Raw genomic sequence first — 22,400 nt, forward strand, 5'->3', positions numbered from 1 at the left:
CTGCCCCGAGGGTCATCGCCGGAATGGTCATGTCACGGCCTCGCTCTCCGCGGTCACCAGGTCGACGGCCGGGTGGTGGCAGGCCGCCGTGTGCGTGCGCGTGCCGACGAGGTCCGGCGCCGTCGTCCGGCACACCTCGTCCGCCGGCGGACACCGGTCGGCGAACCGGCAGCCGGCCGGGAAGCCGGCGGGGGAGGGGACGACCCCCTTGATCTGCGTCATGCGCTCGGCCGCCGACTCCAGGGACAGGACACTGCCCAGCAGCCCGCGCGTGTAGTGGTGGGCCGGGGACTCCACCAGGTCCGCCGTCACCCCCGTCTCGACGATCTGGCCGCCGTACATCACGGCCACCCGGTCGGTGACCGCCGAGATCAGCGCGAGGTCGTGCGAGACGAGGACCAGGGCGAAGTCCAGTTCCGCCCGCAGGCGCAGCAGCAGCTCCATGACCTGCGCCTGGACCGTCACGTCCAGGGCCGTCGTCGGCTCGTCCGCGACGATCAGCGCGGGTTCGCGGGACAGCGCCATCGCGATCAGGACGCGCTGGCGCTGGCCCCCGGAGAGTTCGTGGGGGTAACTGCGCAGGGTCCGCTCGGGATCGAGGCCGACCAGGGCGAGCAGTTCGGCCGCCGTGCGCCGGCCGCCGCGCCGTGTCACCTGCTTGAGCTGCGCCCTGATCGTCATCGCAGGGTTCAGGGACGACAGCGCGTCCTGGTAGACCATCGCCATCTCGTGGCCCAGCAGCCGGCGCCGTGCCCGCATCGGCTCGCCGACCAACTGCCGCTGCCGGAACCGGACCTGGCCGCGGACCCGGGCGCCCTTCGGTTCCAGGCCCATCACGGCCAGGGCCGTCAGCGACTTCCCGCAGCCCGACTCGCCCACCAGGCCCAGGACTTCGCCGGGGTGGACCTCGAAACTGATGCCGTCGACGATGTCCACACCGTCGTGCCGTTCGTCGAAGCCGATGGCCAGCCGCTCGACGGCGAGGACGGGCTGTCCGTCCGTGACCGGCGGGCGGGCCCGCGCGCGCAGCCGGGCCGCTGCCTGTGCCAGTCCCGGCAGTTCGACGACCGTGCCGCTGCCCGGCTCCGGGGCTTCCAGCCGGTCCTCGGCGGGAGGTACGGACACCCCGCGGGCGGCCGGCGCGGCCCACGCGTCGGAGACGCCCTCGGAGAGGATGTTCAGCGACAGCACGGTGACCAGCATCAGCAGGCCCGGGAAGACGGTGGCCCACCAGCCGCCGGTCAGCACCATGTTCTTGCCGTCGGCGATGACGCTGCCCCAGGACGGGTCCGGGGGCCGCACGCCCGCGCCGATGAAGGACAGCGAGGCCTCGAACACGATCGCCTCGGCGACCTGCACGGTGCAGAACACCAGGACCGGGGCGGCGCAGTTGACGGCCACGTGCCGCAGCACGATGTGCGGGGTGCGGGCGCCGATCACCTGCTCGGCGGTGACGTAGTCCTCGCCGTACTGGTCGAGGACGTTCGCCCGGACGACCCGGGCGACGGGCGGGGTGAACAGGAAGGCGATCGCGCAGATCAGTACGGTGATGCCGCCGCCGAACACGGCGACGAGAACGGCGGCGAGCGCGATCCCGGGGAACGCCATCACCACGTCCAGGCAGCGCATCAGCGTCTCGTCGACCGCCTTGCGCGAGGTCGCGGCGAGCGCGCCGAGCAGTGCTCCCACGACCAGGGCGAGCGCGGTGGCGCCGAGACCGATGGCCAGGGACCAGCGCGCCCCGTACATCAGCCGGCTGAGGATGTCCCGGCCGAGGCTGTCCTGACCCATCCAGTGGTCCGCCGAGGGATGCCCGGTGCCGTCCGCCTGCGACTGCTGGTCGAGCGGGTCGTGCGGCGCGAGCAGCGGGGCGAACACCGCCACCACGAGGACCACGGCCAGGAAACCGACCGCGATCCTCGACAGCGGCGGCAGCCTGCGCCAGCCGCGCAGCCGGATTCCGGGCCGGGCGAGAGCCCTCGCGAGATCCTTCCGCGTGATCATCGGGTCGCCTCCCTCAGCCGGGGGTTGACCAGCAGATACAGGATGTCGATGACGAGGTTCACGACCACGAAGCCCATGGCCGTGGTCAGCACCACGCCCTGCACGACGGCCGGGTCCCCGTTCTGCACGGCGTCGATCATCAGCTTGCCCATGCCGGGCAGCGAGAAGATCGTCTCGATGACGACCGCCCCGCCCAGCAGATAGCCCACGCGCAGGCCCAGCACGGTGAGCGGGTTCATCAGGGCGTTGCGCAGGACGTTGCGCCCGACGACCACCCGGGGCGGCAGCCCGCTGCCGATCGCGGTGCGCACATAGTCCTTGTCGAGCTCCTCGACCACGGACGTCCGCACGATCCGGGTGAGCTGGGCCGCCACCGGCAGGGAGAGCGCGAGCGCGGGCAGCGCCATCGTCTTCAGCCATCCGGACAGCGAGTCGGCCGGGTTGATGTAGCCGCCGGTCGGGAACCAGCCCTGGTCGACGGCGAGATACTGGATCATCAGCAGGGCCAGCCAGAAGCCCGGTGCGGCGACGCCGGTCAGGGACACGACCCGGATGATCTGGTCGGGCAGCCGGTCGCGGTGGATCGCGGCCGTGACCCCGCCGAGCAGTGCCAGCACCACCGCGATGCCGAGCCCCAGGAAGGTGAGCTGGAGCGTGAGCGGCAGTGCGGTGGTGACCTGTTCGAGGACCGGCGCCCTGGTGAGCGCGCTGGTGCCCAGGTCGCCGTGCAGCAGGTCCGCCACGAAGTCGACGTAGCGCACGGGCAGCGGGTCGAGCAGTCCGTTGCTCTCCCTGAAGTCGTGGAGCTGCCGCGGGGTCGGGTTGGCCCCCTGGAAGAACGCGGACGCCGGGTCGACGTCCGAGAACCGCATCACCAGGAAGACGAACAGGACGATCCCGAGCATCAGCGGTACGAGCAGCGCCACGCGGCGCAGCAGGATCCTGACGATGGCGACCACGTACGAACTCCTCCGTCGTCTAGACCCACGTGGCTTGCAGCAGGTTGATGCCCGGATAGGGCTGAGGCCTTATCCCCGCGAGCCGGCGCGGATTCCAGGCCGTCATCAGCTCGTTGTGCACGACCGGGTAGAGCACGGCCTGTTCGGCGACGACGTCGATGCAGTCCTGGATCATCGCCTTCTTCTTGTCGGCGTCCGGTTCCCGTGTCGCCCGGTCCATGTCCTTGAAGAGCTGCCTGGCGACCGGGTCACCGGCCCAGCGGGCGTAGCCCATCCAGAGGTTCTGGGGGCCGTAGTTGTAGTGCATGATCAGGTCGGCGTCGAGGCCGAACTGATTGGGGTTCGAGGCGGCGGCGACGACCTGGTAGTCCTGCTTCTGGTCCATCTTGGTGAACACGGCCGTGGTCTCCTGCGGGGACAGTGTCGTCCGCACCCCGATCGCGTCCCAGGACGCCTTGACGGTCGGCAGACAGTCGACGACCCAGCTCACGTTCACCGACAGGATCTCGATCTTCAGCCCCTTGACCCCGGCCTCCTTCAGGAGCTTCTTCGCCTTCTCCGGGTCGTAGGAGTAGACCGTCCTGGCCGGCCGGTAGGAGGGGTTGGCCTCGTTGAGGAAGGAACTCGACGGCTTCCCGTGGCCCTTGAGCGCGACCTCGACCAACGTGTCGGTGTCGATGGCGTAGTGCAGCGCCTGCCGGACGCGCACGTCGTCGAACGGCTTGTGCCGGGTGTTGAACATCAGGAACAGGTTGTTCATGCCCGCGCCGCCCTGGACGCGCATGCCGCCCTCGCGGAGCCGCGCGATGTTGGCGTACGGGACGTTGTCGGCGATCTGGGCTCCGGCGCTCGCCCCGGAGATCTTCGCGACGCGGGGCGCGGCGTCCACTATGGTCAGCCAGTTCATCTTCTTGAAGGCGGGCCTGCGCGGCCCGTTGTAGGCGGCGAACGCCTCGAAGGTCGTGTTGGACTTCGGATGGTGCGCGGTCTGCCGGTACGGCCCCGATCCGACCGCCTTGCCCTTGATCGCGTCGTCCCAGGCGCCCGGCCGCGAGAAGACGTGCCGGGGCATGATCTTCGCCAGGGTGAGCCGGGAGATCCCCTCCGGGAAGGGGAACTTGAGGACCAGCTCGACGTTCTGCGCGTCGATCTTGCGGACTTCCCTCAGCCAGCTCGCGAAGAAGCCCTTGGCGAGCGTCTGGGTCTTGGGATCGAGGATCCGGTCGAAGACGAAGACCACGTCGTCGGCGGTGACCGGCTTCCCGTCGTGGAACGTGGCACCGGCGCGCAGCGTGAACTTCCAGGACGTGCCGGTGAGGTCGGCGGGTACCTGGGTGGCGAGCGCGGCGTAGGGCTCACGGGAGATCGGGTCGGTGTCGAGCAGGCCTTCGTAGATGTGGTTGTTGGCGGCCATGCAGAAGGCGGACGCGGTCTGCGTCGGGTCCCAGCTCCCGTCGTTCCCGTAGCCGATCACGGCCGTCAGCGTGGCGTTCTGGCCGCTGCCCGAGCCGCCGGTGTCGTTGGTCGACTCCGGCCCGGACGAGCAGGCGGCCAGGGACGAGGAGAGGGCGGCGGCCGCGCCCAGGGCCCCGGTGTACTTCAGGAACGACCGGCGGTGCGGCGCCGGAGTGCGGTTCACGTCGCGCACGGTTCCTCCAGCAAGGAGTGGTCCAGTTGAGCGGTCCGGTGAGGCGGTGGAACGGTCGGTGCGGCCGGCCCGGGAAGCAGGAGATACGACGTCCTACGTCATGGACGGCAGCGCGACCCTAGGAGGGGGCGCGGAGGGGGTCAAGGGCCCGCACACGAATGGCGTATCTTCCACAGGTGCGACCAATGGCGTTGGAATACAGGGGCAGTTGGCCGAACTTGGCGTTTAATCAGCCCGGAGGTGGGACGTCCGATGTCCAGCGAGCGTACGATGCGGCGCATGCCTGAGGAGACCGGGAACCGGCGCCGGCCCGAGCGCCGGGTGAGCAGCCAGATCCAGCGCGAGGTCATGCAGTTGATCCTCGACCAGGGACTTCAGGCCGGGGCGCCGCTGCCCACCGAGACCGAGCTGATGAACGATCTCGGCGTGAGCCGCAACTCGGTCCGCGAGGCGCTCAAGGCCCTTCAGGCGCTCGACATAGTCGAGATCCGGCACGGCTACGGCACCTATGTGGGTGAGGCGTCCATGACGCCGTTCGTCGACGGACTGACCTTCCGCACGCTCGCCCGTCCGGACGATCCGACCGCGGCGCTGGCCGAGATCCTCCAGGTCCGCGAGGTGCTGGAGGAGGGGTTGATAAGCCGGGTCGCCCAGGTGCTGACCGAGGAGGAGCTGGACGGGCTCGAAGCCGTCGTCACGGAGATGGAGACGGCGGGCGACGACGGCCGCTCCTTCCCCGAACTCGACAGCCGGTTCCACGAGTTGCTGTACGCCTCGCTCGGCAACCCGCTCGTTCCCCAGCTGCTCGGCGCGTTCTGGACCGTCTTCCGGCGGGTCGCCGTGGTGCGCGGCTGGACCGACGACATCACCCCGGAGGTCACGGCCCGCCGCCACCGCGACATCCTCACCGCCCTGCGGGTACGGGACGTCGAGGGCGCCCAGCGCGCGATGGCCGACCACTTCCGGGGCATCGAGGCGCGCGCCGCCCAGGGCTCCCGCGGCGTGAGCTGAACGCTGTCCGCGCCCGACCGCTCGGCCCCCGCGCACCGGTCTACGCTGGTCCCGTGGCCGAACCCGAAACCGAACCCGGCGCGCCGACCGGCGCGCGAGCAGGCACCGGCGCCGACGGCGGTACCTGGGACCCGGACGGCGCCGGGGTGCTGTCGCTGCCTTCCGGACGGCTGATCCGGGGCCGGGGGCTGCGCCGCCCGCTTCCGGCCGACGGAGGTCCCGAACCGGCGTACGCCGTGTATCTGCTCGGCAAGGAGCCGCCCCCGGTCCCCTGGGAGGCCCACTGGCTGCGCTGGCCGGACTTCCGGCTGCCCGCCGACCGGGCGGAGGCCCGCTCGGTGCTCACGGAGGCCTGGCGGCGGTCCGCCGGCGAACGCGTCGAGATCGCCTGCTTCGGCGGCCGGGGCCGCACCGGCACGGCCCTGGCCTGCGTCGCCGTCCTCGACGGCGTACCGCCCCGCGAGGCGGTGGCGTTCGTGCGTGTGCATTACGACCGGCACGCGGTGGAGACTCCCTGGCAGCGCGCGTACGTACGCGGCTTCGGCGCCCAGGACTGATCGGGCCGACGGACGCCCGATGTGCGAGGGGTGCCCCCGCTCAGCCCTCGACGCCGGCGACGAACGCGGCCCAGGCGGCGGCGCCGATCAGCAGCACGGGCCCGTCCGGCACCTTGCTGTCCCGGACGGGAACAACACCGGGGACTCCGTCGGCGACTTCGAGGCAACTGCCGCCGTTGTCGTCGCTGTAAGTACTTTTGCGCCACTGAGTAAGGCTCAGGTCGTACTCGCGCATCGTCTGTGGTCCTCCGTCGCCGATTCGATCAGAGACAGGGACGCGTCAGGCGGCAGTGCGGCGGCCCTGAGCAGATCGTATGCCTCCCGTACCCGCTGAACCAGGGCCGGTTCATCGAGCAGGTTGCCGGAATACACGGCCTCTGTATAGGCCGTCGGCGGGGCGTCGGGGAACTCCATGAGCTGGACCATCCGGCCTATGAGCGGATACGCCCCCACCGCGTACGGAAGTACCTGCACGAGCACGCGCCGTCGCCGTACGAGGCCGATGACGTGGTCCAGTTGCTCTGCCATCGCCACCGGTCCGCCGACCGGGACCCGCAGCACCTGCTCATGCAGGATCACCCAGTAGACGGGCACGCCCGTGTCGTCCAGGATGTGCGCCCGTTCTCGGCGGGCGCTCACCTTCTCCTCGATGTACTCGTCCGGGGCGAACGGGTTGCCCGCGAGCATGACCGCGCGCGCATACCCCGCCGTCTGCAACAGACCCGGCACCAGCGCGGGCGCGAACTCCGCGATCTTCGTGGCCGTCCGCTCCAGTTCGACGACCGCCGCGAAATACCCCGCGTACCGCTTGTCGTCGATGAGCTTGTGCCACATGCGCTCGAAGAAGCCGTCGCCGCGCAGCAGCGTGTCGATGCGCCGGGCCACGTCCAACTGCGGCTTGCGGATGGCCTGTTCGAACTGGCCGATATAGCCACCGGAGACGAAAACCCGAGCCCCCAGTTCCACCTGGGTGAAACCCGCGTCCTCCCTGCGTCGTTTCAGTTCTGAACCGAAAAATTCCCAGGCAGCCTGCCGCGAACCGTTGGCCATGGGCCAACCCCCTTGCACTGCACCGTGCTTGTAGCGGACGGAACCCTGCCGATTTTAGATGCGGAGCGTCACGATGAGGATGCGAAGCGTGAAATCGACAGGGGCCGGTGAGACAGGTGAAGGAAGAGCACGCACGAGCACAAGCGCCAACGCACGGACGAACGCACGGACAGACCCACGTACACGCGCCACCTGACGGTCGGCGGGACTCGGCGCATCGCGTCGAAGAGGCGGAGGAAACTGTGCAGGACTTACGGACGGCGCTCGCGCGGGCCGGCATCACCTTGCCGTCCCTGCGGATCGACCCGGCGAGCGTGGCGCGCGACACACCCTGTCCGCTGATCGTCCTGGGCGGCTGCTCCGTCGAGGTCGCGGCCAGGCTCGCGGCGGCCCTGCGATGAAGGCCGTGCGGCCGGCGACCGGCTCCTGCGCCGTCGACACCCGTACGGGCAGGGTCGGCGTGGTCATGGGGCACGAGGGCCCGTACGTACAGCTCAGGCCGCTCGGCGGCGGCAGGGAGTGGGACTGCGTGCCGGAGGCGGTCCGCCAGGCGACCTCGGCGGAGCGGATCAGCGCGGCGACCGCGTACGTCAACGCCCGCAGCCGCGGCGAGGTGCTGTGAGCCGGCCGGGGCGCCGTGAAGCGCCGGGGTGGCCCCGGGGTGCTCCCGGGGCGCGGTGAGGCGGCCCGGGCGGCGCTCCGGGGAAGGCCCCGGACGCAAAGCGGCCCATCCGGGCCGGGGCGCGTGCGCCGTAGGCGAGAATGGGCCGCATGAGTCTGTTCCGCGACGACGGCATCGTGCTGCGCACCCAGAAGCTGGGTGAGGCGGACCGGATCATCACGCTGCTCACACGCGGTCACGGCCGTGTACGGGCGGTGGCGCGCGGGGTCCGCCGGACCAAGTCGAAGTTCGGGGCGCGCCTCGAACCCTTCTCCCACGTGGACGTGCAGTTCTTCGCGCGGGGCAGTGAACTCATCGGCCGCGGGCTGCCCCTGTGCACACAGAGCGAGACGATCGCTCCGTACGGTGGCGGGATCGTCACCGACTACCCGCGCTACACCGCGGGCACCGCGATGCTGGAGACCGCCGAGCGGTTCACCGACCACGAGGGGGAGCCCGCGGTGCAGCAGTATCTGCTGCTGGTCGGCGGGCTCCGCACCCTCGCCCGCGGCGAGCACGAGCCGCACCTCGTCCTCGACGCCTTCCTGCTGCGCTCCCTCGCGGTCAACGGATACGCGCCCAGCTTCAGCGACTGTGCCAAATGCGGCATGCCGGGACCGAACCGGTTCTTCTCGGTCGCCGCGGGAGGAACCGTCTGCGTCGACTGCCGGGTGCCCGGCAGCGTCGTACCCTCGCCTCAGGCCCTCGAACTTCTCGGCGCGCTGCTCACGGGAGACTGGGAGACCGCGGACGCGTGCGAGCCGCGGCACGTCCGGGAGGGCAGCGGGCTGGTGTCGGCCTATCTCCACTGGCATCTGGAGCGCGGGTTGCGCTCCCTGCGGTACGTGGAGAAGTAGGCGCCGCCCGGCGGACCGGGGCGGCGGCAGCGCGGCACAGCAGCACAGACAGCAAGCAGAGCGAGACGAGCGCCCGGCGCACGCGAGCAAGAGGGAGACGAGAAGCACATGGTCGTACGCGGGATCCTGGGCAGCCGGCGCCGCGAGTACAAGGCGCCGGAACCGCACCCCTCCGGTGCCCGCGCGCCCAAACTCCCCGGCGAGCTCGTCCCGAACCATGTCGCGATCGTCATGGACGGGAACGGCCGCTGGGCCAAGGAGCGCGGACTGCCCCGCACCGAGGGGCACAAGGTCGGTGCCGAGCGCGTCCTCGACGTGCTCCAGGGCGCGGTCGAGGTCGGCGTCGGCAGCATCTCCCTGTACGCCTTCTCCACCGAGAACTGGAAGCGCTCGCCCGACGAGGTGCGCTTCCTGATGAACTTCAACCGCGACTTCATCCGCAAGACCCGCGACACCCTCGACGGGCTCGGCATCCGGGTGCGCTGGGTGGGCCGCATGCCCAAGCTGTGGAAGTCGGTCGCCAAGGAGCTCCAGATCGCCCAGGAGCAGACCAAGGACAACGACGCGCTCACGCTGTACTTCTGCATGAACTACGGCGGCCGCGCCGAGATCGCCGACGCGGCGCAGGCGCTCGCCGAGGACGTCAAGGCCGGCCGCCTCGACCCGTCCAAGGTCAACGAGAAGACCCTCCAGAAGTACCTGTACTACCCGGACATGCCGGACGTGGACCTGTTCCTGCGCCCGAGCGGTGAGCAGCGCACCTCCAACTACCTGCTCTGGCAGAGCGCCTACGCCGAGATGGTCTTCCAGGACGTGCTGTGGCCCGACTTCGACCGGCGTGACCTGTGGCGCGCCTGCATCGAGTACGCGCAGCGCGACCGCCGCTTCGGCGGCGCCGTCCCGAACGAGAAACTGCTCGCGATGGAGCAGGCCATGCGGGGCGACGGGTCGTAACACCCGCGGCCCGGAGCGCTGTTCGCGTCCGGCGTTACGATCACGGCTCATCACCACCGAACCGGGGAGGGGCCGTGGCCGAGGGCCAGGGTGCTGCGCAGCATCAGGAGTTGCCGGGACAGCCGCAGGGGCCGGAGGCGGACGCCGTCGAGCTGGAGTACCGGCCGGTCGTCGAGGACTTCACGTCGGCGCTCATCGCGCGCAGAGGGGTCAGCCGGGCGGGCCGGATCCAGCGCCGGATGTTCGCCGGCGTGGGCTTCTGCGTCGTCATGGGGACCGCGGCCTCGGTGATCAGCGGGGAGAAGCCGGACTTCCTGCTGGTCTGGCTGTTGTTCTGCGTGCTGCTGGTCGCCTTCATGCCCCGGCTCCAGGCCCGCCAGATCCAGCGTCTTTCGCAGCAGCGGGGCACCTTCCGGGTGACGGTGACGGACGCCGGGGTGTCCGTGGTCACCGACAACACGACGGCGTCGGTCGACTGGACCGCCCAGCCCCGCTACCGCGAGAGGCCGGACGTGTTCGTCATGTTCAGCGGGGACAAGAACGCCAGTTGCTTCACCGTGCTGCCCAAGCGGGCCGTACGGGCCCCCGAGGACGTGGACCGGCTGCGGGCGATCCTCGACAGCAACGCGACGCGCGTCTGATCCCCCCGGGGGCTCAGACGCTCGCCGCCGCGCACTCCGCGCACGTGCCGAAGATCTCCACCGTGTGCGCCACGTTCACGTAGCCGTGCTCCGCGGCGATGGCCTCGGCCCACTTCTCGACCGCGGGGCCCTCCACCTCCACGGCCTTGCCGCAGACGCGGCAGACGAGGTGGTGGTGGTGCTCGCCGCTGGAGCAGCGCCGGTAGACGGACTCGCCCTCCGAGGTGCGCAGGACGTCGACCTCGCCGGCGTCGGCGAGGGACTGGAGCGTGCGGTAGACGGTGGTGAGCCCGACCGAGTCGCCCTTGTGCTTGAGCATGTCGTGGAGCTCCTGCGCGCTGCGGAACTCGGTCACCTCGTCGAGCGCGGCCGCCACGGCGGCACGCTGCCGGGTGGAGCGGCCCCGGACGGGCGATCCAGCGGTTGTCACCGTTGCCTCCTCACGTCTGCCCTTGCCCGGCCATTGTGCCAGTCCGGGCGGTACCCGGTCAGACGCCGACGGTGCTCTCCGGGCCACGGGTGGCCGGAATCGCGCACTCCGCCGGATCCCCGGCGGCCTGGGCGGCGGCCCGCGCACGGGCCCGGCGCCGGGCCAGCGGTGACGCCAGCGCCGTCATCGCGATGAACGCGCCGATCGTCAGCAGGACGATCGTCGAGCCGGGCGGCACATCCTGGTAGAACGACGTCACCGTGCCGCCGATCGTCACGCTCACCCCGATCGCCACCGCGACGGCGAAGGTCGCCGCGAAGCTCCGGGTCAGCTGCTGGGCCGCCGCGACCGGCACGACCATCAGCGCGCTCACCAGCAGCAGGCCGACCACCCGCATCGCGACGGTGACCGTGACGGCCGCCGTGACCGCCGTCAGCAGGTTCAGGGCCCGCACCGGAAGGCCGGTCACCCGGGCGAACTCCTCGTCCTGGCTGACCGCGAACAGCTGCCGGCGCAGCCCGAGCGTGACCACCATGACGAAGGCGGCCAGCAGGAAGATCGCCGTCACGTCGGACTCGCTCACCGTCGACAGCGAGCCGAAGAGGTACGAGGTCAGGTTGGCGTTCGAGCCGCCCGGAGCGAGGTTGATGAACATCACGCCGCCCGCCATGCCCCCGTAGAAGAGCATGGCCAGGGCGATGTCCCCGCGGGTCTTCCCGTACCAGCGGATCAGCTCCATGAGCACGGCGCCCAGCACGGACACGATGGTCGCCGTCCACACCGGTGACGTGGACAGCAGGAAACCGAGGCCGACACCCGTCATCGCCACATGGCCGATGCCGTCGCCCATCAGGGCCTGACGGCGCTGGACGAGGTAGATGCCGACGGCGGGCGCGATGACGCCCACCAGGACGGCGGCGAGCAGCGCCCGCTGCATGAAGGCGTAGTCGAGGATGTCCATCAGCTCAGCAGTCCCGTCCGGAGGGGTTCGGCGTCATGAGCCGCGTGCGGGTGTACGTGGTCGTGGCCCGGCAGGGCGTGCTGGCCGACCGCCCGCGGCGGCGGGCCGTCGTGCAGGACGCAGCCGTCCCGCAGGACGACGGCGCGGTCGATCAGCGGCTCCAGGGGGCCCAGTTCGTGCAGGACGAGCAGCACGGACGTGCCCTGGGCGACCTGGTCGCGCAGGGTCGCGGCCAGCACCTCCTGGCTGGCGAGGTCCACGCCCGCCATCGGCTCGTCCATGATCAGCAGTTCGGGTTCGCAGGCCAGCGCGCGGGCGATGAGGACCCGCTGGTGCTGTCCGCCCGACAGGGCGTTCACGGAGTCCTTGGCGCGGTCCGCCATCCCGACGAGCTCCAGGGCCCGTCGTACGGCCGCGTGATCGGCCTTGCGCAGGATGCCGAGGCGGGCGCGGGACAGCCGTCCCGAGGCGACGATCTCGGTGACCGTGGCCGGCACACCGCCCGCGGCCGTGGTCCGCTGCGGGACGTAGCCCACCCGGTGCCAGTCGCGGAATCGGCGGCGCGGAACGCCGAAGATCTCGATCTCGCCGGCGCTGACGGCGACCTGGCCGATGACGCTGCGCACGGCGGTCGACTTGCCGGAGCCGTTCGCGCCGAGCAGCGCGACGACCTCCCCGCGGCGCACGGTCAGGTCCACGCCGCGCAGGACCGGGCGTGAACCCAGTTCCGCCCGGACACCGCGCAGGGTTACGACGGACTCGCTCACGACGTCCTCCACAGTGATCACTTCGTTCCGAGAGCTGTCTGGAGGGCCTTCAGGTTCGACCGCATGACCTGCATGTAGTCGCCGCCCCTGGACTTGTCGGTGATGCCTTCGAGGGGGTCGAGGACATCCGTCCGCAGCCCCACGTCCCGGGCGATGGTGCCGGCGGTCCGGTCGCTGACGAGCGTCTCGTAGAACACCGTCGTGACGCCGTCGGCCTTCGCCATGTTCTCCAGGGCCTTCACCCGGTTCGCGCTGGGCTCCGACTCGGGGTCGAGGCCGTTGACGGCCTCCTCGGTGAGCCCGTAGCGCTCGGCGAGGTAGCCGAACGCGGCGTGGGTGGTGATGAAGGTCTTGGTCCTCGTGTCCGCGAGCCCGTCGCGGAAGTCCTTGTCCAGCGCGGTGAACTTCGTCCGCAGCGCCGTCATGTTCTTCTCGTAGTCCGCGGCGTGCTTCGGGTCGGCCTTCTTCAGCGCGGCCGACACTCCCTCGGCCACCTGGCCGAAGCGCACGGGGTCGAGCCAGACGTGCGGGTCGGTGGCGCCGGTCTCCTCGCCCTCGCTGTGGTCGTGGGCGGCGGCGTGCCCGCCGACCTCGTTGCCGTGCTTCTCCAGCGTCGTCAGCGAGGCCGCGTCGACCTTGGTCCTCACCCCGGACTGGGCGACCGCGTCGTCGACGGCCGGCTGGAGGTTCTTGATGTAGAACACCGCGTCGGCCTCCTGGAGCCGCGCGGTCTGGCGGGCGCTGATCTCCAGGTCGTGCGGTTCCTGGCCGGGGCGGGTGAGATTCGTGACGCTCACATGCGACCCGCCGATCTCCTCGGCGAGGTACTGGAGCGGGTAGAACGACGCGACGACGTCCAGTCTGCCGTCGTTCCGGGCGTCGGCCGAGGCGGAACCCGAGCAGGCCGTGAGGGCGGCGAGGCCGAGGGCGGTGGCCGCCACGGCGGCGAATCCCGGTATGAGGCGTCGTCGTACGTTCATGACAGTCATTTTCAACAAATCTGGAAACGATTGTCAACAAGCCCTCGTGGCGGCGCCCGCGCGCCCTCCGGCAACAGGTATCAAGCGGATCCAATCGGCAGGAAGCGGCCTACCGCAGGAACCGATTTGATGCGGGGGTGGGCGACGCCGGTAACCTGAAGCATTCGCTGCCGTCCGTTCGTAATGAAGAGAGCACCGTGGCCGCCGACAAGATCGATTCCATCGTCAGCCTGAGCAAGCGCCGTGGCTTCGTTTTCCCCTGTAGTGAGATCTACGGGGGACAGAAGGCCGCCTGGGACTACGGCCCGCTCGGCGTCGAGCTCAAGGAGAACCTGAAGCGCCAGTGGTGGCGCTACATGGTCACGTCGCGCGAGGACGTGGTCGGTCTCGACTCGTCCGTGATCCTGGCCCCCGAGGTGTGGGTCGCCTCCGGTCACGTCGCCACCTTCACGGACCCGCTGACCGAGTGCACCTCGTGCCACAAGCGGTTCCGCGCCGACCACCTGGAGGAGCACTACGAGGCCAAGCACGGCCGCCTCCCGGAGAACGGCCTCGCCGACCTCAACTGCCCCAACTGCGGCAACAAGGGCACCTTCACCGAGCCCAAGCAGTTCTCGGGCCTCCTCTCCACCCACCTCGGCCCGACGCAGGACAGCGGCTCCGTCGCCTACCTGCGCCCCGAGACCGCCCAGGGCATCTTCACCAACTTCGCCAACGTGCAGGTCGCCTCGCGCAAGAAGCCGCCGTTCGGCATCGCGCAGATGGGCAAGTCCTTCCGCAACGAGATCACGCCCGGCAACTTCATCTTCCGCACCCGCGAGTTCGAGCAGATGGAGATGGAGTTCTTCGTCAAGCCGGGCGAGGACGAGCAGTGGCAGGAGTACTGGATGGAGCAGCGCTGGAACTGGTACACCGGTCTCGGCATGCGCGAGGAGAACATGCGGTGGTTCGACCACCCGAAGGAGAAGCTCTCCCACTACTCCAAGCGCACCGCCGACATCGAGTACCGCTTCCAATTCGGCGGCAACGAGTGGGGTGAGCTGGAGGGCGTCGCCAACCGCACCGACTACGACCTCGGCGCGCACTCCAAGGCCTCCGGCACGGACCTCGTGTACTACGACCAGGAGGCCCAGGAGCGCTGGACCCCCTACGTCATCGAGCCCGCCGCCGGTGTCGGCCGTGCCATGCTCGCCTTCCTGCTCGACGCCTACGTCGAGGACGAGGCCCCCAACGCCAAGGGCAAGATGGAGAAGCGCACGGTGCTGCGCCTCGACCACCGTCTCGCCCCGGTGAAGGTCGCGGTGCTGCCGCTGTCCCGCAACCCGGAGCTGTCCCCGAAGGCCAAGGGCCTCGCCGCGGCGCTGCGCCAGAACTGGAACATCGAGTTCGACGACGCCGGCGCCATCGGCCGCCGCTACCGTCGCCAGGACGAGATCGGTACCCCGTTCTGCGTCACCGTCGACTTCGACACCCTCGACGACAACGCCGTCACGGTGCGCGAGCGCGACTCCATGAAGCAGGAGCGTGTCTCGCTCGACCAGATCGAGGGCTACCTGGCCGCCCGTCTCGTCGGCTGCTGACCCACGCGCTGCACGAAGCCCCCGTTTCCCGAGCAGGGAACCGGGGGCTTCGCGTTGTCCCGGACCATGGGGTGTCCGGGCGTCTGCGCGGCCGGCGGGGGTGGAGCGCCGCCCGGCGGCCCTGCGGGCCTCAGCGGCCTTGCAACGCCTTCACGTTGTCGCCGAAGGTCCAGTTCTTCGAGCCGTCCCAGTTGACCGACCACGTCATCAGGCCCTTGAGGGAGGTGCCGTAGTGGCGCCAGGCCTGGGAGACGAGACTCGGCGTCATGTACCCGCCGCCCGCTCCGGACTGGGCCGGCAGCCCCGGGACCTGCTTGTCGTAGGGGACCTTGATCGTGGTCCCCTGCACGACAAGCCCCTTGTTCAGACAGTCGGTCTGGGCGGTGAAGCCCTGTACGGTGCCCGCGGAGTAGGAGTCACCGGAGCAGCCGTACATGCTGCCGTTGTAGTACTGCATGTTCAGCCACCACAGGCGCCCGTTGTCCGCGTACTTCTTCACGATGGGCAGGTAGGCGCCCCAGATCGACCCGTACGTGATGCTGCCGCCCGTGACGTAGGCGGTCTCCGGTGCCATCGTCAGCCCGAAGTTCGACGGCATCCGGGACAGCACGCCGTCGATGATCCGGATCAGGTTGGCCTGGGACGTGGAGAGCTGCCCGACGCTGCCGCTGCCGACGAGACCGGTCTCGATGTCGATGTCGATGCCGTCGAAGTTGTACTTCTTCAGGAGGGGCACGATCGTCGCGACGAAACGGTCGGCGACCGCGGTCGAGCTCAGGTCGATTCCGGCGGCCGCTCCGCCGATGGACAGCAGGAGCGTCTGCCCCGACGCCTTGGCCGCGCACATCTCGGCGGGCGTGGCGACCTTCACGCCCGCGTCCATCCCGTCCTCCCACAGTGCGGTGCCGTCCGAGCGGATGACGGGGAAGGCCGCGTTGAGCACGTTGTAACCGTGCGCGGCGATACGGGAGTCGGTGATCGGCGTCCACCCGAAGGGCGGGTGCACACCGTTGGCCGAACCGTCCCAGTTCTCCCAGTAGCCCTGGAGGACCTTGCCGGCGGGACGGGACTTCACCGCGCAGGTGTCCGCGGCCTGGGCGCCGGGGGCGCCCGCGATCGACAGGGGGGTGAGGACGGCCGCGGCCAGCGCGACGGCGAGCAGACGCGGTTTCCGACGGATCATGCGAGGCCTCCCGGTGGGGGTGCGGTGAGGTGTCGTAGGCATGACAGTCGCGCGGTCCAGACCTTTCGTCAATAGGTCTGGACCAAAGTGCCCGCACCGGGTCCGGCCGACGGCCGTCGACCGTCGCCGACCGGACCCGGGCCCGTTCCGCCCTCCCCGCCCCGGGCCTCCCCGGGGTCGACCGGCCCCTAGGCCTCCTTGGGGTCGACCGTCGCCTGGTGCTCCTCGGCCAGGTGCTCCTCCGCCTTCAGCCAGGGCAGGAACTGGGTGTTCTTGCGCCAGCCGCACGTCTCGCACCGGATGGTGCGCTGGACCCCCGCGCGCTGTACGCGGACGGTGTGCTCGCGGCCGTGCTGGTCCCAGCGGCTCACTTTGCTCGTGTTCATCTGAAGCATGACGCCTCCTGGTTCTCCCGCTTCGTCTGCGCAGCAAGGAGTGTGCAGCATGGCGAAGATCAACGGGGGTTCTTCGGCGGTGAGTTCGCCGCCTCCGGCGCGGGTGGGACGGACGAAGGCCCGCCGCCCGCCCGTCACCCGCCGCCGCCCGCCTCCGGCCTTCGGCCGCGGGCCGGAACCTCAGCCGACCGTGCGCGGCAGACGCAGGCTCAGCGCGGTGGTCAGGGCCACGCCGGCCAGTTGGACCAGGAGGGTCGTCACCAGGGCGCCCCGCATTCCGTGGGACGAAACCAGGGACAGGAAAAGGGTGCCGAGGGTGGCCACCCCGACGGCGAACGCCGCCTGCTGGGTCGTGGCCATCACGCCGCTGCCCACGCCCGCCCGCGCGGGCGGCACCTCGGAGAGGACGATCCGGATCAGGACGGGCAGTTGGAGCGCCTGGCCCGCGCCGGCGACGGCCGCTCCGGGCAGCAGTTCCATCACCCCGAGGTCCGGCCAGGAGCGCCGGACGGCCAGCGCGATGAGGGCCAGACCCGTGCCTTGGATCAGTCCGCCCGCGGTGACCACGCGGGTGCCGTACCGGGCGATCAGCCGGGGGCCGCACAGGGACGTGACGAAGAAGGTGACCGCCATCGGCGCGAGGGCCAGCCCGGCCGGGACGGGACCGAGCCCCGCGCCGCGTTGCAGCGCCACCGCGATCACGAACATGAAGCCGCTGAAGCCGATGGAGAACGGCACGATCATGATCAGGCCCCGGCGCAGCGAGGTCAGCGAGAACAGGCTCGGCGGGACGAGCGGGGTGCGGCCGAGGCGGTCGGCTCGGCGTTCGACGAGGTAGAAGGTGCCGGCCGCGAGCGGGAACAGGGCGAGGGACACCCACGTCCACAGCGGCCAGCCCGCGTTCCGGCCCTCGGTGAGCGGGGCGAGCAGGGCCAGCAGGGCGACCGCGAGCAGGATCGTGCCGGGGGTGTCGATCGGCTCCGGGCGCTGCGAGCGCGTCTCGGGGACGGCACGGCGGGCCAGGACCAGGCCGAGCAGGACGACGGGCACGTTCACGAGGAAGACCGAGCGCCAGCCGGTGCCCGCGATGTCGGCCGCGACCAGCAGGCCGCCGAGGATCTGCCCGGCCACCATGGACAGGCCGGCCGTGGCGCCGTACAGGCCCATCGCCTTGGCCCGGCGGGGCCCGGAGGTCGCCGACTGGATGGTGGCGAGGACCTGCGGCAGCATCGCCGCGGACGCCGCGCCCTGCGCGACCCGCGCCGCCACCAGGGTCCACGCGGTGGGCGCGAGGCCGCAGGCGAGCGAGGTCAGGCCGAAGGCCGCCATGCCGCCGAGGAAGAGCCGGCGGCGCCCGAACAGGTCGCCGAGCCGTCCGCCGAGGACGAGCAGGACGGCGTACGCGACCCCGTAGCCGGCGACGACGAGTTCGAGGACGGCCTCGCTCGCGTTCAGGTCATGCCCGATGGTCGGAAGGGCTACGTTGACGATGAAGAAGTCGATCAGGGGGAGCGCCGCGCCGAGCAGCACGGTGAACAGTCCGAGGCCGCTGAGCGCGGGTGGCGTCGTGGGGGCGCGGACGGTGGTCGTGAGAGTTCCGGTTTCGGTCACGTCTTCCAGACTTCTCCCGAACTCAGACGGGTACCAGAGTCTTCTTATCCTGGTAGAAGCAGTACCTGGCAACAGGCTGCGCCGAGCGGCAGGCTGGAGGCATGACGACGATGGCACGCGAGACGACCACGAGCGCGGTGCCCGCGCGACCGGCGGCCACGGGCCAGGATCCTGACCCGGTACGCCCGGCCGGCGGCGGGGCGGGTCCGGGCGCCGGTGCGGCGTCCCGTGCGGGGGAGATCCGGCGGCACGAGCTGGCCACCTTCCTGCGCAGCCGCCGCGAACGCATCACGCCCGAGCAGGTCCAGCTTCCCCGTGGCCGCCGGCGGCGCACGCCGGGCCTGCGCCGCGAGGAGGTCGCCCAGCTCTCCGCGGTGGGGGTCACCTGGTACACCTGGCTCGAGCAGGCCCGCGACATCCAGGTCTCCGAACAGGTCCTCGACGCCCTGGCCCGCACCCTGCTGCTGGACACCAGCGAGCGGGCCCACCTCTTCCAGCTCGCCGGAGCGGTCGACCCCTCGCCCGCCGCGCAGTGCGCGGTCATCACCCCGGCGCTGCGCCAGATCCTGACGCACCTGGAGCCGGTGCCGGCCTGCATCCAGAACAACCGGTACGACATCCTGGCGTACAACCGCACCTACGCCCGGCTGATGATGCGCGACCTCGACACGGTCCCGCCCGCCGACCGCAACTGCGTGCTCCTGGCCTACACCGACGCGGAGTGGCGCGCGTCGATCGTCCTGCTCGACGAGACGATGCGGCTGATGGCCGCGCGGTTGCGCGCGTCGATGGCCGGGCATCTCGGGGAACCCGCCTGGAAGACGCTGCTGAAGCGGCTGCGGGCCGAGTCGGCCGAGTTCCGCGAGAACTGGGACCGGTACGAGGTGGCCGGCAGCCGCGGCAAGACCAAGAAGTTCCTGAACCCGTACGTCGGCCTGGTCACCGTCGATCACACGGACCTGTGGCTCGCCCCCGACCTGGGCGCCCGCATGGTGACGTACGCGCCCCACGACGACGAGAGCCGCGAACGGCTGGACAGGCTGTACGCGATCGCCCTGGAGGCCGAGGCCGAGGCGCGGGCGGAGAACCAGGACGGGGCCGGAGCGCGGTCCCGGGTGGAGGCGGCGGGGGCGGTCTGATCCGGGGACGGTTCGGACCGGCGGCCCGGGCACCGCAGGTCCGGGCATCGGCGGTTCTGCCTCCGGCGGTCCGGCCTCCACCGGTCCGACCGTCGCCGGTTCTGCCTCCGGCGGTCCGGCCGTCGCCGGTTCTGCCTCCGGCGGTCCGGCCGTCGCCGGTTCTGCCTCCGGCGGTTCGGCCGTCGCCGGTTCTGCCTCCGGCGGTCCGGCCTCCACCGGTTCGGCCTCCACCGGTCCGGGCGCCGCCGGTCCGAGTGCGGCCGGTCCTCTCAGGCGGCCGACGGGTCCTGGGCGCGTACGCCCGCGGTGTCCCGGATCTCCGGGGACTCCAGCAGGCGGGCCGTGTCCTCCGCCGACGCGCGGGCCCGGCGCCCGCTGCTGAGCCAGCCGAGGACGAGGACGGCGACACCGCAGGCGGTGATGATCCACCAGCCGGGGCGGGAGGCCGCGACGAAGGTGTCCCGGTAGGCGGAGGCCTGGATGCCGGAGGCGAGGGCCGCGCCGATGACGGCGACCCCGAGGGTGCCGCCGATCTGCCGGCTGGTCGAGGCGACGGCGGCGGCCACGCCCGCCTGGGAGCGGGGCATGCCGGAGACGGCCGTGTTGGTGATGGGCGCGTTCACGAAGCCGAAGCCGATGCCGAAGAAGACGTAGCCGATGACGAGCGTGGCGTTCGACGTCTCCGCCTCGAACGCGGCGAACAGCACCCCGCTCACGGTCATCGCGACACCGGCGATCAGCAGCGAGGGCCGGGGACCGCGGCTGCCGACCAGGCGTCCCGACACGGGGGCGCAGACGAAGCACAGGAACGCCATGGGCAGCATCCACAGGCCCGCGTGCAGGGCGTTCAGACCGCGCACGTTCTGGAGGTACAGCGTCGACAGGAACAGAAAGCCGCTGAGCGCGGCGAACGCGCTCACCGCGATGACGGTGGCCCCGCTGAACGGCACCGAGCGGAAGAAGCGCAGGTCGATGAGGGGTTCGTCGCGCCGGGGCTCGTACCGCAGGAGGCCGAGCAGCGCGGCGAGGGCGATCGCGCCGAAGAAGAGGGTGTGGACGATCCCGGAGGTGGGCGCCTCGATGATCGCGTACGTCAGGGAGCCGAGCAGGGCGATGACGAGGAGCTGGCCGACGGGGTCGGGGCGGCGGGCCTTCGGGGCGCGGGACTCGGGGACGAAGCGCAGGGTCAGCAGGAGCGCGGCGAGGCCGACGGGGAGGTTGATCCAGAAGATGGACCGCCAGCCCACGGTGTCGACGAGCAGTCCGCCCACCAGCGGTCCCGCGGCCATGGAGATGCCGACCACGGCGCCCCAGACGCCGATCGCGCGGGCTCGCTCGCGCGGGTCCGTGAAGGTGTTGGTGATGATCGACATCGCCACCGGGTTGAGCATCGAGCCGCCGACGGCCTGGACCATCCGGAAGACGATGAGGGTGTCGAGGTTCGGGGCAAGCGAGCAGAGCACCGAGCCGATGGTGAACAGGACCAGGCCCGTCATGAACACCTTGCGCCGGCCGATGCGGTCGGCGGTGGAGCCCGCGAGCATCAGCAGAGAGGCCAGCACCAGGGTGTACGCGTCGATGGTCCACTGCATCCCCGCGACGCTCGCGTGCAGCTCCTGCTGCATCGAGGGCAGGGCGACGTTCAGCACCGTGACGTCCAGGCTCACGATCAGCAGACTCAGGCAGCAGATCGAGAGCACCAGCATCCGGTGGCGGTGGCTGAGCTCAGGCATGCCGTCAGGGTACGTCGTTGTCGATAGTGTGTCTAACTAATGACCGCTACACGATCTTCCGCGCGAGCACCCGGCGCCGTACGCCACAATGGGGTAATGCCCACGCCCATGTCCACGGTGGACTCCACGCTGAACTCCTCGCTCTCGATCGGCCCCCACACGGCGCGGCCGCCCGTCGTCCTGGCCCCCATGGCCGGGATCACGAACGCGCCGTTCCGCACGCTGTGCCGTGAGTTCAGCGGCGGCAAGGGCCTGTTCGTCAGTGAGATGATCACCACACGGGCGCTGGTCGAGCGCAACGAGAAGACCATGCAGCTGATCCACTTCGACGCGACCGAGAAGCCGCGCTCGATCCAGCTCTACGGGGTCGACCCCGCCACCGTCGGCAAGGCCGTCCGCATGATCGCGGAAGAGGACCTCGCCGACCACATCGACCTCAACTTCGGCTGCCCGGTCCCCAAGGTCACCCGCAAGGGCGGCGGCTCCGCCCTCCCGTACAAGCGCAACCTGCTGCGCGCGATCCTGCGCGAGGCCGTCAGCGGTGCCGGGGACCTGCCCGTCACCATGAAGATGCGCAAGGGCATCGACGACGACCACATCACCTTCCTGGACGCGGGGCGGATCGCGGTCGAGGAGGGCGTGACGGCCATCGCGCTGCACGGCCGTACCGCGGCCCAGCACTACGGCGGCACGGCCGACTGGGACGCCATCGCCCGGCTGAAGGAGCACGTGCCCGAGATCCCCGTCCTCGGCAACGGCGACATCTGGTCGGCGGACGACGCGCTGAGGATGATGCGCGAGACCGGATGCGACGGGGTCGTCGTCGGGCGCGGCTGCCTCGGCCGGCCGTGGCTGTTCGGCGACCTGGTGGCCGCCTTCGAGGGCCGCCCCGACGCCTACGCGCGGCCGACGCTCCGCGAGGTCGCGGCCGTCATGGTCCGCCACGCCACCCTGCTCGGCGAGTGGATCGGCGACGAGACGCGCGGTGTCATCGACTTCCGCAAGCACGTCGCCTGGTACCTCAAGGGCTTCTCCGTCGGCTCGGAGATGCGGAAGCGCCTGGCCATCACCTCCTCGCTCGCCGAACTCTCCGACGGGCTGGCCGAGCTGGACCAGGACCAGCCGTGGCCGTCGGGCGCCGACGGGCCGCGCGGCCGTACCTCCGGCAACAACCGGGTCGTGCTGCCGGACGGCTGGCTCAAGGACCCCTACGACTGCGCGGGCGTGTCCGAGGACGCCGAACTGGACACCTCCGGCGGCTGATCCGTCGGCCGTCCGG

23 protein-coding genes are annotated in these 22,400 nt (G+C 70.8%); 10 read left to right on the forward strand and 13 right to left on the reverse strand.

The genetic code is table 11. The annotated features are described in order from the left end of the window. Positions 1-27 precede the first annotated feature (27 nt). From ACF07B_RS02535 to ACF07B_RS02545, 3 genes are read right to left on the reverse strand one after another with little or no spacing between them, the layout of a single operon-like run. Positions 28-2,004: a dipeptide/oligopeptide/nickel ABC transporter permease/ATP-binding protein gene (locus ACF07B_RS02535; RefSeq protein ID WP_392177482.1), complete on the reverse strand. Its 1,977-nt coding sequence runs from the start codon at positions 2,002-2,004 to the stop codon at positions 28-30. Further along, positions 2,001-2,963, reverse strand: coding sequence for an ABC transporter permease (locus ACF07B_RS02540; RefSeq protein WP_369483030.1), 963 nt, complete (start codon positions 2,961-2,963; stop codon positions 2,001-2,003). The genes ACF07B_RS02535 and ACF07B_RS02540 overlap by 4 nt, the downstream gene beginning before the upstream one ends. Before the next feature lie 19 nt (positions 2,964-2,982). Then, a complete protein-coding gene (locus tag ACF07B_RS02545) occupies positions 2,983-4,611 on the reverse strand; it encodes an ABC transporter substrate-binding protein (RefSeq protein WP_392177483.1) in 1,629 nt (542 codons plus the stop codon). A 270-nt stretch (positions 4,612-4,881) separates the two neighbouring features. Here ACF07B_RS02545 and ACF07B_RS02550 point away from each other — a divergent pair, with 270 nt between their 5' ends. Together ACF07B_RS02550 and ACF07B_RS02555 are read left to right on the forward strand one after the other, a co-directional pair. Next, positions 4,882-5,622 carry a FadR/GntR family transcriptional regulator gene (locus ACF07B_RS02550; RefSeq protein ID WP_369483056.1) on the forward strand — a complete coding sequence of 247 codons (741 nt, stop codon included), beginning with the start codon at positions 4,882-4,884 and terminating at the stop codon, positions 5,620-5,622. A gap of 146 nt (positions 5,623-5,768) precedes the next feature. Beyond that, positions 5,769-6,179, forward strand: coding sequence for a protein-tyrosine phosphatase family protein (locus tag ACF07B_RS02555; protein ID WP_392177946.1), 411 nt, complete (start codon positions 5,769-5,771; stop codon positions 6,177-6,179). Between the two features lie 40 nt (positions 6,180-6,219). On the opposite strand, the gene ACF07B_RS02560 is transcribed toward ACF07B_RS02555, so the two are convergent. Next, positions 6,220-6,414, reverse strand: a complete 195-nt coding sequence (locus ACF07B_RS02560; RefSeq protein ID WP_392177484.1) for a DUF397 domain-containing protein — start codon at positions 6,412-6,414, stop codon at positions 6,220-6,222. Further along, entirely contained in the window at positions 6,396-7,229 is an 834-nt protein-coding gene (locus ACF07B_RS02565) for a helix-turn-helix domain-containing protein (RefSeq protein ID WP_392177485.1), read from the reverse strand. The genes ACF07B_RS02560 and ACF07B_RS02565 overlap by 19 nt, the downstream gene beginning before the upstream one ends. Before the next feature lie 242 nt (positions 7,230-7,471). On the opposite strand from ACF07B_RS02565, the gene ACF07B_RS02570 reads away from it, so the two are divergent. From ACF07B_RS02570 to ACF07B_RS02590, 5 genes are all read left to right on the forward strand, one after another. After that, on the forward strand, positions 7,472-7,630 hold the full coding sequence (locus ACF07B_RS02570) for a hypothetical protein (RefSeq protein WP_328452692.1): 159 nt from the start codon (positions 7,472-7,474) through the stop codon (positions 7,628-7,630). A 5-nt stretch (positions 7,631-7,635) separates the two neighbouring features. After that, positions 7,636-7,851, forward strand: coding sequence for a hypothetical protein (locus ACF07B_RS02575; protein ID WP_369483026.1), 216 nt, complete (start codon positions 7,636-7,638; stop codon positions 7,849-7,851). Positions 7,852-8,000: 149 nt separating this feature from the next. Next, positions 8,001-8,747: a DNA repair protein RecO gene (gene recO / locus ACF07B_RS02580; RefSeq protein ID WP_339129238.1), complete on the forward strand. Its 747-nt coding sequence runs from the start codon at positions 8,001-8,003 to the stop codon at positions 8,745-8,747. A gap of 108 nt (positions 8,748-8,855) precedes the next feature. Beyond that, positions 8,856-9,701, forward strand: a complete 846-nt coding sequence (locus ACF07B_RS02585; protein ID WP_369483025.1) for an isoprenyl transferase — start codon at positions 8,856-8,858, stop codon at positions 9,699-9,701. A gap of 74 nt (positions 9,702-9,775) precedes the next feature. Further along, positions 9,776-10,342, forward strand: coding sequence for a YcxB family protein (locus ACF07B_RS02590; RefSeq protein WP_392177486.1), 567 nt, complete (start codon positions 9,776-9,778; stop codon positions 10,340-10,342). Between the two features lie 13 nt (positions 10,343-10,355). On the opposite strand, the gene ACF07B_RS02595 is transcribed toward ACF07B_RS02590, so the two are convergent. Genes ACF07B_RS02595 through ACF07B_RS02610 form a run of 4 tightly spaced genes read right to left on the reverse strand, consistent with a single transcriptional unit; the run spans position 10,356 to position 13,480 of the window. Further along, entirely contained in the window at positions 10,356-10,772 is a 417-nt protein-coding gene (locus ACF07B_RS02595) for a Fur family transcriptional regulator (protein WP_369483023.1), read from the reverse strand. Positions 10,773-10,830: 58 nt separating this feature from the next. After that, positions 10,831-11,733: a metal ABC transporter permease gene (locus tag ACF07B_RS02600; protein ID WP_369483022.1), complete on the reverse strand. Its 903-nt coding sequence runs from the start codon at positions 11,731-11,733 to the stop codon at positions 10,831-10,833. Next, a complete protein-coding gene (locus ACF07B_RS02605) occupies positions 11,733-12,518 on the reverse strand; it encodes a metal ABC transporter ATP-binding protein (RefSeq protein WP_384232859.1) in 786 nt (261 codons plus the stop codon). Before ACF07B_RS02605 ends, ACF07B_RS02600 begins: the two co-directional genes overlap by 1 nt. After that, entirely contained in the window at positions 12,518-13,480 is a 963-nt protein-coding gene (locus ACF07B_RS02610) for a metal ABC transporter substrate-binding protein (protein WP_392177487.1), read from the reverse strand. Before ACF07B_RS02610 ends, ACF07B_RS02605 begins: the two co-directional genes overlap by 1 nt. Positions 13,481-13,677: 197 nt before the next feature. Between ACF07B_RS02610 and ACF07B_RS02615 the strand changes: the two genes are divergently transcribed. Beyond that, positions 13,678-15,060, forward strand: coding sequence for a glycine--tRNA ligase (locus ACF07B_RS02615; RefSeq protein WP_362390531.1), 1,383 nt, complete (start codon positions 13,678-13,680; stop codon positions 15,058-15,060). A 130-nt stretch (positions 15,061-15,190) separates the two neighbouring features. Here ACF07B_RS02615 and ACF07B_RS02620 read toward each other — a convergent pair whose 3' ends face one another. The 3 genes from ACF07B_RS02620 to ACF07B_RS02630 all read right to left on the reverse strand — a co-directional run bounded on the left by ACF07B_RS02620 (position 15,191) and on the right by ACF07B_RS02630 (position 18,249). After that, positions 15,191-16,243 carry a chitinase gene (locus ACF07B_RS02620; protein WP_392177488.1) on the reverse strand — a complete coding sequence of 351 codons (1,053 nt, stop codon included), beginning with the start codon at positions 16,241-16,243 and terminating at the stop codon, positions 15,191-15,193. A gap of 188 nt (positions 16,244-16,431) precedes the next feature. After that, entirely contained in the window at positions 16,432-16,638 is a 207-nt protein-coding gene (locus tag ACF07B_RS02625) for a hypothetical protein (protein ID WP_362390535.1), read from the reverse strand. A 180-nt stretch (positions 16,639-16,818) separates the two neighbouring features. Beyond that, positions 16,819-18,249 (reverse strand): MFS transporter, encoded by a 1,431-nt coding sequence (locus tag ACF07B_RS02630; protein ID WP_392177489.1) that lies wholly within the window; start codon positions 18,247-18,249, stop codon positions 16,819-16,821. A 101-nt stretch (positions 18,250-18,350) separates the two neighbouring features. Here ACF07B_RS02630 and ACF07B_RS02635 point away from each other — a divergent pair, with 101 nt between their 5' ends. Further along, the gene (locus tag ACF07B_RS02635; protein WP_392177490.1) at positions 18,351-19,388 is read left to right on the forward strand and encodes a helix-turn-helix transcriptional regulator; all 1,038 of its coding nucleotides are present in this window, start codon (positions 18,351-18,353) and stop codon (positions 19,386-19,388) included. A 269-nt stretch (positions 19,389-19,657) separates the two neighbouring features. Here the strand turns inward: ACF07B_RS02635 and ACF07B_RS02640 are convergent, their stop codons facing one another. Continuing rightward, on the reverse strand, positions 19,658-21,121 hold the full coding sequence (locus tag ACF07B_RS02640) for an MFS transporter (RefSeq protein ID WP_369483017.1): 1,464 nt from the start codon (positions 21,119-21,121) through the stop codon (positions 19,658-19,660). Between the two features lie 96 nt (positions 21,122-21,217). Here ACF07B_RS02640 and dusB point away from each other — a divergent pair, with 96 nt between their 5' ends. Then, positions 21,218-22,384, forward strand: a complete 1,167-nt coding sequence (gene dusB / locus ACF07B_RS02645) for a tRNA dihydrouridine synthase DusB (RefSeq protein ID WP_392177491.1) — start codon at positions 21,218-21,220, stop codon at positions 22,382-22,384. Positions 22,385-22,400: the final 16 nt, after the last annotated feature.

It is taken from the genome of Streptomyces sp. NPDC015532 (genome assembly GCF_043078065.1).
Lineage (GTDB): Bacteria > Actinomycetota > Actinomycetes > Streptomycetales > Streptomycetaceae > Streptomyces.